Source organism: Streptomyces sp. NPDC002520 (assembly GCF_053595235.1).
In genome coordinates, this window is record NZ_JBSFXG010000030.1 from 35,991 (window position 1) to 46,561 (window position 10,571).

Annotated in this window: 8 protein-coding genes; 1 reads left to right on the top strand and 7 read right to left on the bottom strand. The window is 71.5% G+C overall.

The genetic code is table 11. From position 1 onward, the window contains the following. Positions 1 to 213 precede the first annotated feature (213 nt). Entirely contained in the window at positions 214 to 1,884 is a 1,671-nt protein-coding gene (locus ACWD5D_RS32365; protein ID WP_451376339.1) for an MFS transporter, read from the top strand. Here the strand turns inward: ACWD5D_RS32365 and ACWD5D_RS32370 are convergent. From ACWD5D_RS32370 to ACWD5D_RS32400, 7 genes are all read right to left on the bottom strand, one after another. After that, positions 1,877 to 2,746: a carbohydrate ABC transporter permease gene (locus ACWD5D_RS32370; RefSeq protein WP_451376340.1), complete on the bottom strand. Its 870-nt coding sequence runs from the start codon at positions 2,744 to 2,746 to the stop codon at positions 1,877 to 1,879. The genes ACWD5D_RS32365 and ACWD5D_RS32370 overlap by 8 nt on opposite strands. After that, positions 2,743 to 3,711 (bottom strand): carbohydrate ABC transporter permease, encoded by a 969-nt coding sequence (locus ACWD5D_RS32375; RefSeq protein WP_451376341.1) that lies wholly within the window; start codon positions 3,709 to 3,711, stop codon positions 2,743 to 2,745. Before ACWD5D_RS32375 ends, ACWD5D_RS32370 begins: the two co-directional genes overlap by 4 nt. Then, positions 3,705 to 5,090 carry an ABC transporter substrate-binding protein gene (locus ACWD5D_RS32380; RefSeq protein ID WP_451376342.1) on the bottom strand — a complete coding sequence of 462 codons (1,386 nt, stop codon included), beginning with the start codon at positions 5,088 to 5,090 and terminating at the stop codon, positions 3,705 to 3,707. Before ACWD5D_RS32380 ends, ACWD5D_RS32375 begins: the two co-directional genes overlap by 7 nt. Then, positions 5,087 to 6,067, bottom strand: coding sequence for a GNAT family N-acetyltransferase (locus tag ACWD5D_RS32385; RefSeq protein WP_451376343.1), 981 nt, complete (start codon positions 6,065 to 6,067; stop codon positions 5,087 to 5,089). Before ACWD5D_RS32385 ends, ACWD5D_RS32380 begins: the two co-directional genes overlap by 4 nt. A 148-nt stretch (positions 6,068 to 6,215) precedes the next feature. Next, positions 6,216 to 7,415, bottom strand: coding sequence for an exo-beta-N-acetylmuramidase NamZ family protein (locus ACWD5D_RS32390; protein WP_451376344.1), 1,200 nt, complete (start codon positions 7,413 to 7,415; stop codon positions 6,216 to 6,218). 200 nt (positions 7,416 to 7,615) lie between these two features. Next, complete coding sequence (locus tag ACWD5D_RS32395) at positions 7,616 to 9,358, bottom strand: pyruvate dehydrogenase (protein WP_451376345.1); 1,743 nt, start codon at positions 9,356 to 9,358, stop codon at positions 7,616 to 7,618. A 177-nt stretch (positions 9,359 to 9,535) separates the two neighbouring features. After that, positions 9,536 to 10,528: an amidohydrolase family protein gene (locus ACWD5D_RS32400; RefSeq protein ID WP_451376346.1), complete on the bottom strand. Its 993-nt coding sequence runs from the start codon at positions 10,526 to 10,528 to the stop codon at positions 9,536 to 9,538. Positions 10,529 to 10,571 lie beyond the last annotated feature (43 nt).

Below are 10,571 nucleotides of genomic sequence, written 5' to 3' on the forward strand. Positions count from 1 at the left end.
CCACCTCACTCCCCCTTCGTCTCGAAGCCCCGAAGTCCCCCTCGCCCCGGGGGACTTCGGCATTTCCCGACCGGGTGCTGCGCTGTACGGCTACCATCGGTGCGCTCTCGGTCAACAACCCGCCGCCGGCGGCCCCTAGTGTCACCGGCGACCACACCCGCAGGCAGGCGGCTGCGCCACGCCGTCGCCTCTCCCCCACCGGTCTGGACGGACATGAGCACCGCACCGCCATCACCAGCCTCCGCAGCATCCGAGTCGCCGTGGGCGCCGCTCGCGGCGCGGGTCTTCCGGGCGCTGTGGATCGCCCAGTTGGTCTCCAACATCGGCAGCTGGATGCAGACGGTGGGCGCCCAGTGGCTGCTCGTCGGGGACAGCGCCGCTCTGGTGACGCTCGTCCAGACCGCTTCCAGTCTTCCCGTGGTGCTGCTGGCGCTGCCCTCGGGGGTCGTCGCCGATCGCTTCGACAGGCGTTCGGTGCTGCTGACCGCGCAGTTCGCGATGCTCGCGGTGTCGAGTGTGCTGGCCGTACTGGCGTTCATGGATGTGCTCACGCCCGTCGTGCTGCTCGTCCTCACCTTCCTGCTGGGATGCGGTACGGCACTGATGGGGCCCGCCTGGCAGGCGATCCAGCCGGAGTTGGTGGAGCGCCGCCGGCTCGGGCAGGCGGCCGCGCTGGGCGCGGTGAACATGAATCTGGCGCGCGCCGTCGGCCCGGCGCTGGGCGGAGCGGTGGTCGCGGCGGCGGGCGCGGGATGGGTCTTCGCCTTCAACGCGGCTTCGTATCTGGGTATCGCGGCTGTCCTGGTGCTGTGGCGGCGCCCTGAGACGGTCTCCCCCGGCGCGGGGAACGAACGGCTGCTGGCCGCCCTGCAGGCCGGCCGCCGCTATGTGTGGAACGCGCCGGGCGTGCGCCGAGTCCTCCTGCGCACGCTTCTGTTCATCCCCGGCGGCGCGGCCCTGTGGGCACTGCTGCCGCTGAGCGCGAGCCGCTCGCTCGGGCTCGGCTCGGGCGGTTACGGACTTCTGCTGGCGGCGGTCGGCGTGGGGGCGGTGGCCGGGGCCTTCGCACTGCCCCGGATCCGCCGCGTGCTCGGTGCCAACGGCACGCTCGCCGCCGGCGCGGTGATGTTCGCCGGGGTATTGGCGGTACTGGCCACGGTCCGGGTGCCATGGCTCGTGACGGTCGCTCTGCTGCCCGCGGGTCTCGCCTGGATCGCCGTGCTGTCGACGCTCAACGCGGCCGTGCAGACACGGCTTCCGGGCTGGGTCAGGGCTCGTGGGCTCGCCGTCTATCTCCTGGTCTTCCAGGGCGGCCAGGCGCTGGCGGCGCCCTTGTGGGGTGCGGTCGCCGACTGGTTCGGGCTCAGCACCTGCCTCCTGATCGCCGGCGTGGTGATGCTGCTGAGCGCGGCCAGCGTGCGCCGGTGGCCGCTGCACGACGGCGCGGGCATCGACCCCTCGCCGTCCGACCACTGGCCCGCTCCTCCCCTGGTGTTCGAGCCGGGCGAGTCCGACGGCCCGGTCCTGGTCTCCGTCGTCTACCGCGTTCCCCCGGACAGCCGCGCCGAGTTCACGGACTGCATGAACCATGTCGCGCGCTCGAGACGGCGTACGGGGGCGCTCACCTGGGGTCTCTACCAGGACGGCAACGACCCGGAGCGCTTCGTCGAGAACTACCTGGTCGCCTCCTGGGCGGAACACCGCGCGCAGCACCACTCCCGGCTGACCGCCACCGACCGCCAGCACGAGGAGCGGGCCCGTTCGCTGCTCGTCCCGGGCACCCTGCCCGAGGTGATCCATGCGTTCGACACCTCGTCGGGCCCGGCTGTGCCGGACGCGGCGGACAGGCCGGACGCGGCGGGCACGCGCGATCTCATCACTTGAGGCCGCTGAGCATCACCCCGCGGATGTAGTACTTCTGCAGCAGCAGGAAGAGGGTCAGGACCGGCAGGACGCTCAGGACGAGGCCGGCCATGACGATGGGCATCGTGCGCGTCGGGTCGACGTAGCTCTGCAGGAACTGGATGCCGACGGGCAGGGTCATCAGGTCGGGGTCGGCGGTGGAGACGAGCAGGGCCCAGATGTACTCGTTCCAGGCGTCGACGAAGGTCAGCAGGCCGAGCGTCACCAGGACCGGCTTGGTCTGCGGCACCACGATCCGCCACCACACGGCGAACTCGCCGGCCCCGTCGATGCGCGCGGCCTCCAGCACCTCGTCCGGGATGGAGACCATGAACTGGCGCATCAGGAAGATCCCGAAGCTGCTGACGAGGAACGGCATGGCGAGCGCCACGATGCTGACGGTCAGGCCCGCGCCGCCCCGGCCGAACACGTCGTTGCTGCCCGCGAGCGGCCAGTGCACCAGGATCAGGAAGTGCGGGACGAAGAAGAGGAACGGGGGGAACATCATCGTCGACAGCACGAGCCGGAAGATGAAGTTCCGTCCGGGGAAGCGCAGTTTGGCGAGCGCGTAGCCCGCGAGGGACGACGTGAGCAGCACCGATCCGGTGATCACGGCGGTGGCGACGACGCTGTTGCGGAAGAGCACCGGCAGATCGAGCTGGTCGATCGCCGCCCTGTAGTTGGACAGGTCGAACGCCCTGGGCAGGAACCGGTACGGCAGTGTGCCGGCCTCGCCGGGCCCTTTGAAGGACGTCATCACCATGTCGAGGAACGGCACCACCGTGAGCACGGCGCCGGTCACGACCAGCAGATACGAGAACCACGGAAAGCGGCGACGGCTCATGCGTCCTCCCCCTTGCGCCGGAAGATCCACAACTGCGCCAGGGTGACCACGAGGACCACCAGGAACAGCACGAAGGCGGCGGCGCTCGCGGTGCCCCAGTCGCCGTACGAGAAGGCCTGCCGGTACATCTCCAGTGCCGCGACGTTGGTCGCGTCGCCCGGCCCGCCCTTGGTCATCACGATGATCAGCGCGAACGACTGCAGGCCGGTGAGGAACTGGGTGACGCACACGAACAGCAGGGACGGCCGCAGCAGCGGCAGGGTGATCTTCCGGAAGACGGTGACGGGCCCGGCGCCGTCGAGCGCAGCGGCCTCGTAGTACGACTCCGGAACGGCCTTCAGCCCGGCGGTCAGGACGAGGATCGCCGAGCCGACCGACGCCCAGGCCTGTACGACCACGACCGCGGGCAGCGCGGTGTCCGGGTCCTGGAGGAACGCCACCGAGCCCAGCCCCAGGGCGTTGAGGACGCCGTTGACGAGGCCCCCGGGCTCGTACATGTACTTCCACACGTTGCCGACGGCGACGACGGTCGTGACGATCGGCAGGAAGTACAGGGTGCGCCACAGCCCCTGGAACCGCAGCTTGTCGATGCAGGTGGCGACGAGCACGGAGCCGGCCAGCGCGAGGGCCACGGTGCCCAGCGCGAACAGCAGTGTGTTGGTGAGGATCGGCGTCAGGAACGTCGATCCGTCCGCGAAGAGAGCGGTGAAGTTGTCCAGGCCGACCGGATCGATGTCGCCGAGGTCGAATCCGGCCCAGCGGGACATCGACAGCATGGCCGCGAAGCCGAGCGGCAGCATCAGGAAGACGGCGAAGAACAGCAGCGTCGGTGCCAGGAAGAGATAGGCGACGACGGCCTGGCGGCGCCGGCGCCGATTCCGGCCGCGGAGGCCGGTGGCGGCCCGCGCGGGCCGTGGGCCGGGGGCCGCTCTCCCGGCCGTCTCCGGTGCCAGTGTGTTCACCATGACCGCGCCACCTCCTGGTCGACCTGACGGCGGGTGGTGCGCAGTGCCTCGTCGACCGACCGCTGACCGGTCCACAGCGCCTCGATGTTCTTGCGCAGCAGTGACTTGGCCTGCTGTGCGCCCGGCACGTTCGGCTCCGGCACCGCGTACGCCAGCGCGTCCAGGAACGGGTGCAGGTTCGGATCGGTGCCCGCGCCGAGGAGCGTCCGCATGTCGTCGGCGCGGCCGGTCAGGGAGCCGACCGACACCTGGAGGGAGCTCATCCGGGTCGCCGTCGCGACTTTCCCCGCGGCCTTCCCGGCGCGCTTCCCCGCGTCCTTCCCGGCGCCCTTGACGCTCACCTTCTCGGCGTTGAGCCAGCGCAGGAACTGCCAGGCCTCGCCGGGGTGTGCACTGGCCGTGTTGACTCCGAGCATGAAGCCGGTGGAGAGCGTGGCGCGCTTGTCGCCCGCTTCGGGGACCGGCACGGGTGCGACGCCGACATCGCGGTAGTCCTTGCCCATCAGGGCCTTCAGGTTCGCGGTCCACCAGCCGGCGCTGACCACCATGGCCACCTGCCCGGACGCGAACGCCTTGTAGACGTTGACACCGGGGGCGCTCGCGCCTTTGACGACGAGGCGGTGCTCAAGGTCGAACACGGCGCGGCCGGCCGGCGAGTCGATGGCGGTGCTCCGGCCGTCCGCGGAGACGAACCGTCCGCCGGCGGCGTTGAGCAGGGCGAGCGTCTGCCCGACGGTGGTGGAGTCGTCGTAGGTCGAGAGGCCGAATCCCTGGACCAGCGTGTTGCCGTAGCCGTCCCGCTCGGCCGTGCGGTAGGCGGCGTCCTCCAACTCCCGCCAGGTGCGCGGGGGTCCGTCGATGCCCGCCTCGCGCAGCAGTCGCTTGTTGTAGTAGAGGGCGTACGTCTGCACCTCGGTGGGATAGCCGTAGACCTTGCCCTCCACCGAGGCGGCGCCGACCGTGGCCTCGCTGTAGTCGCGCCTGATCTCCTCGGCGTGGCCGGACGGAGCGGGCCCAAGGACGCCGGCCCGGACGAGCTGCCCGTTCCACAGACAGTACGGGTGGATGATGTCGGCGCCCTGCCCCGCGGCCTGCCGGACCATGAACGTGGTCAGCAGATCCGTGAACTCGACCGCCTTCGTGCGCACCTTGACCCGCTCGTGCGTGGCGTTCCACTCGTCGACCGGGCCCTGCAGGGCCTCCTTGAGCTCCCCGCTCGCGTAGTGCGTCAGCAGGGTGAGGACGATGGGATCTCCGGGCCTCCCGGTGCCCTGGTACGGGGCTGCGCATCCGGCGGTGAGGAGGGCCGACGGGAGCGCGAGCGCGAAGTGACGGCGGCTCAGGCCGCGCGCTTCTCCTGACCGGTGTGACGGTGTCATCGGGCGGACTCCCTGCGCATCACGCGGAACACCCGGGTCGTGCTGAACCCGGCCTTGCGGTACAGGTGACCGGCCGGGGACCGCTCGCCGGTCCACAGGAACCACGCGCAGTGCGCGCCGCGCGCCCGCATCCGTTCCAGGACCAGGTGGAGGAGGACCTTGCCGAGTCCGGTGCCGCGCATCTCCTCCAGCACCCCGAACGGGCCGAACCGCTCGTCCACCGATGCGTACGCGCCGTGCATCGCCCAGCCGACCAGTCGGCCCGAGGGATCCCGGGCGACGACGATCCGGTCGAGCGGCGTGCCCGCGGCCAGGCACTCCCGGATCGCGCGCGCCCAGTCGGGGTTGAAGTGGTTCCCGGCGAGCGCGATCAGTTCCACCAGGTCGTCGTCGGCCGGGGTGGCGAACCGGTGGCCCTGTGCCGTCAGTTCCTCCATCCGGCGGGCGACGTCGTCCGGGAGGCGGTGGCCGACCAGGCCGCGGTCCATCGCCGCCGCCTCGTACAGCGTGCGAAAGCCCAGGGACTCGAGGAGCCCGGCCGCTTCCGGATACGCCTCGGCGTCGAGTCCGGGGAGGATGTAGTTCGGGGTGTACGAGGAGAAGTCCACCCGGGTACGGCCCTGTCCGTGCAGCCAGTCGAGCGCGTCGGTCAGCAGCCTGCGCCCGAGGCCGCGTCCACGGGCGGCCGGGTCGACGAAGAAGAACGGGATCCATCCCTGCTCCGGCTCCAGGTCGGTTCCGGTCATCGGCGTCAGGCGGCGGACCGCGTAGGCGGCGCCGACGACACGGTCGCCGTCGACGGCGACCCGAAGCCCCTCCGGGTCGAAGTTGGCGTCGAGCAGCACCAGGGAGCGGAAGCGGTCCGGGGTGATGGGGTCGGCCGGCGCGCTCCGGCGCCATGCCCGCACCACATCCGGGCCGTCTCCCGCGCGAAAGCCACGGATCCGGGCCCGGGATGTCGCCGTGGGGTCGGTCATCGACGGGGTTGTCCTTCCGTGCACGGGTCGCGGACGGCGTCCGCGGAGTCGGCGGCGCGGCGGCTCGCGGCGGCTCGCGGCGGTCCAGCTCACACGCTCGGCGTGGGTCGCGGCGTCCGTGCGGCCCGCGACGCCGGTGTGCGCGATCTCAGGCGTACAGCAGCACGTCGTCACCGGCCCACCGGCCGGGCGGCGCCGGCGGTTCGCACAGCGGCAACGGGTCGTCGCCCGCGTCGACGGTGCGCCGCAGCCGGTCCGACCCCCACAGCAGGTCGATGAAGTGACGGTGGCCGGTCGTCCCCTCTTCGCCGCTGTCCGATGCCCGCCAGGCGAAGTCGTCCGGGTACAGCCGGCGCAGGGTGGCGAGCATCGCGATGGCGGTACGTACGGGGGCGAACGTCTCGCGGTCGGTGATGTGGAGCTGGACTCCGCGCAGCGGCCGTCCGGCGTGTTTGTGGAAGGTGGGTACGTACCGCAGATCACGGAAGTGCACTCCGGGCAGGGCGAGTTCGGCGAGCGAGGGAGCGAACCGCGCGTCGATGTAGGGGGCACCGACGATCTCGAAGGGCTGCGTGGTCCCGCGGCCCTCCGAGAGGTTCGTGCCTTCGAACAGGCAGGTGCCGGGGTAGACGACGGCGGTGGCGGGTGTCGGGATGTTCGGCGAGGGCGCGACCCACGGCAGGCCGGTGGCTTCCGCGTCCATGGCGCGCCGCCAGCCGTCGGCCTCGATCACCGTCAGGTCCACGGCAGCGCATGCCGCCTGGGGCACCGCCGCCGTGTTGAGGTGCCGGGCGAGTTCGCCGCAGGTGAGGCCGTGCCGGACAGGTATCGGGGCGCGCCCGACGAAGCTGGCCCAGGCCGGGTCGAGGAGTGGGCCCTCGCTGACGAGTCCGCCGAGGGGGTTCGGCCGGTCGGCGACCACGAACCGCACACCCGTGCGGGCCGCCGAGGCCATCAGGTCGAACATGGTCCACACGTAGGTGTAGAACCTGGCGCCGATGTCCTGGAGGTCGTACACCAGGGTGTCGACGCCGCTGTCGACCAGCAGTTTGTCGAGGCGGTCACCGCTGCACCGGTACGTGTCGTACACCGGCAGGCCGGTGTCCGGGTCGGTCTGAACCGCTTCGCTCTCGCCGGCCTGGCCGGTCCCGTGCAGGCCGTGCTCGGGACCGAACAGGGCGACCAGGCGTGCCCCGGCGTCGAGCAGGGCGGGCGCGGCCGGGCGGAGGCCCGGGAGGACACCGGTGTGGTTGGTCACCAGCCCGAGCCGGCCGGGCCCGGCGAGTGCGGGCGACGCGTGCAGTCGTGCGATCCCGGTCGTCACCGCGACGCGGTCGTCCGTGCTCATCCTCTGGCCCCGTCCGCCGGTGACACCTCGAAGCAATTGTCGGAAATTTACCGGAATGCCCGACAATCCTTCGCCGATTCACCAATAGTTCATGCGTGCGGCGGTGCGGGAGCCGAGGACGGTGCTCGGGTGGCGGCCCGAGGACACCGCCATGTCGACGACGGCGCAGGGCACGTCACGGCCTTGCGGCCGTCCCGTGCTCAGGGGCGGGGGACGTTGCGCAGGTTGGCCCGGGCGAGGTGGACCATGCGGCCGACGCCTCCGGTCAGCACCGTCCGGCTCGCGGACAGCGCGAAGCCGCTGATCTGCTCGGCGGTGATCTTCGGGGGCACGGCCAGCGCGGCGGGGTCGGTGACGACGTCGACCAGCGCGGGTCCGTCGTGGGCGAACGCCTCGCGCAGCGCCTCGCGCACCTCTGTGGGCCGCTCCACCCTGATGCCGCGAGCCCCGGCGGCCGTGGCGATGGCGGCGAAGTTCGTGTGCGGGTAGGACGTGCCGTACGGGGGCAGGCCGTCGACCATCATCTCCAGGTCGACCATTCCGAGGGAGGAGTTGTTGAAGACGACCACCTTCACCGGCAGGCCGTACTGGACGAGCGTCAGGAAATCGCCCATGAGCATGGAGAACCCGCCGTCGCCGGAGAGGGAGACGACCTGCCGCCCGCGGTCGAGGAACTGGGCGCCGATGGCCTGGGGCAGCGCGTTGGCCATCGAACCGTGCACGAACGAGCCGAGGATGCGGCGGCGGCCGTTCGGCGTCAGATAGCGCGCCGCCCACACACAGCACATGCCGGTGTCCACCGTGAACACGGCGTCGTCGGCGGCCTCCTCGTCGAGCACCGCGGCCACGTACTCGGGGTGGATCGGGGTGTGCTCGGCGACGTTGCGGGTGTAGGCCTGCACGGCGCCCTCGAGCAGGTGCGCGTGCCGCTCCAGCATGCGGTCGAGGAACCGGCGCGACTGCTTCTCCCGCACCGCGGGAACGAGGCACCGCAGGGTCTCGCGTACGTCTCCCCAGACGGCGAGGTCGAGTTGGGTGCGCCGCCCGAGCCGCTCGGGCTGCACGTCGACCTGCACGGTCCGCACATGCCGGGGCAGAAAGTCGGTGTACGGGAAGTCCGTGCCGAGGAGCAGCAGCAGATCGCACTCGTGCATGGCCTCGTACGCGGCTCCGTAGCCGAGCAGACCGGACATGCCGACGTCGTACGGGTTGTCGTACTGGATGTGCTCCTTGCCGCGCAGGGCGTGTCCCACCGGAGCCTTGACCTTCTCGGCGAAGGCCATCACCTCGGCATGGGCTCCGGCGACACCCCGGCCGCAGAAGACCATGACGCGCTCGGCGGAGTCCACGAGTTCCCTGAGCCGGGTGATCTCCTGGTCGCTCGGGCGGATGGCGGGCAGGTCGAGCGGCATGGCGAGTTCGGGGGCCGCGTCCGGGGAGTTCTCGGCGGCGGTGTCGCCCGACAGGGCCACGACCGAGACACCGCGCCGGCCCACGGCGTGCTGGATCGCCGTCTGCACCACGCGCGGCATCTGGCGGGGCGAGGAGATCAGCTCCGAGTAGTGGCTGCACTCGGCGAACAGCCGGTCGGGGTGGGTCTCCTGGAAGTAGCCGGTGCCGATCTCGCCGCTGGGTATCTGGGCGGCGAGCGCGAGCACGGGCGCCATGGAGCGATGGGCGTCGTACAGGCCGTTGATCAGGTGGAGGTTGCCCGGTCCGCAGGAGCCCGCGCACGCGGCCAGTCGCCCGGTGAGCTGGGCCTCGGCTCCTGCGGCGAACGCCGCGACCTCCTCGTGGCGGACCTGGATCCACTCGACGCCGCCGTGCCGTCTGACCGCGTCGACGACGGGATTCAGGCTGTCTCCGACCACGCCGTACATGCGGCGCACACCGGCCCGCGCCATGAGGTCGACGTACTGCTCGGCGATGGTCTGCTTGGCCACGGCACTCCTCGGATTCCGGCATCACGACGGGCTGCTGCGAGCGTAGGCGCACCGCTGGCCCGCGTCGAACCTCGATCACGCTAGTAAGGCGGGAGGGGCGCGCTTGACTGCCGGCGCACCAGGTCGATTCCGGCAGTGCACCGGCCCCTCACCGTGCCGCGGCAACGGGCCGGTGTGTCAGCGCGACGTGCCGGCCGGGCGGAGCCCGAGGAACCTGCGGCCGTTCGCCTCGAGTGTGGCGGCGTCGATCCCGTTCTCCACCGGGAAACCGACCGGGTCGGGCTGCGCCATTTCGAAGGGGTAGTCGCTGCCGCAGACGATCCGCTCGGCCGAGGCGTGGGACCGCAGCAGCCTCAGCACCTCCGGGTCGTGGGTGACCGTGTCGAAGTAGAGGAGGTCGAAGGACTCCGCGGGAGGACGGGTGCTTCCCCGGTGCACGTCGGGGCGGGAGCGCCAGCCGTGCCCCCACCGCCCGATCAGGGAGGGCGCACAGCCCCCGCCGTGGACGAAGCAGACGCGCAGGTCGGGGAGTTCCTCCAGGACCCCGCTCAGCAGGAGCGAGGCCACGGCGGTCGTCGACTCCACGGGATTGCCGATCAGGTTGACCAGGTAGTGGTGGTCCCATTCGGGGCGCGGCAGCTGCATCGGGTGGACCAGGACGGACAGGCCCAGTTCGGCGGCGATGCCGAGGATCTCCCGCGGGGCGCCCCGGTCGAAGGACCGGCCGTCGACCACGGGGGGTACGGCGACGCCCGCGACGCCATCCGCGGCGGCGAGCCGGGTCAGCTCCCGTCGCGCGGCGTCCGCATCGTCCAGCCGGACCAGTCCGAGCCCGGCGAGCACTCCGTCCGAGCCGGACACGGCGGCGGCGAGCTGTTCGTTGTAGGCGGTGACGTACTCGTCCGCCTTGGCGGGGGCGTGCACGGGGAAGGCGAAGGGCGGTGCGGAGATGACGCGCGCTCCGAGCCCGGCCTTCTGGGTGTCCGCGATGATGACGTCGATGTCGGTCATGGCCGCGGTCGGGAACGCCAACCGGTGGTCGCCCAGGAAGAGTTCGCCGCCGCGGTCGTGCATGCCCCCGAGCGTGTTTCCGGGCGGGAGCGCGAGCAGGTCGCGCGGCAGCCAGTGTGCGTGGACGTCGATGACTCCGGCGCGCAGGGCACCGTTCATGGTGTTCTCCTCAATGGCCCCGGGGAGCGCCGCTCCCCGGGGC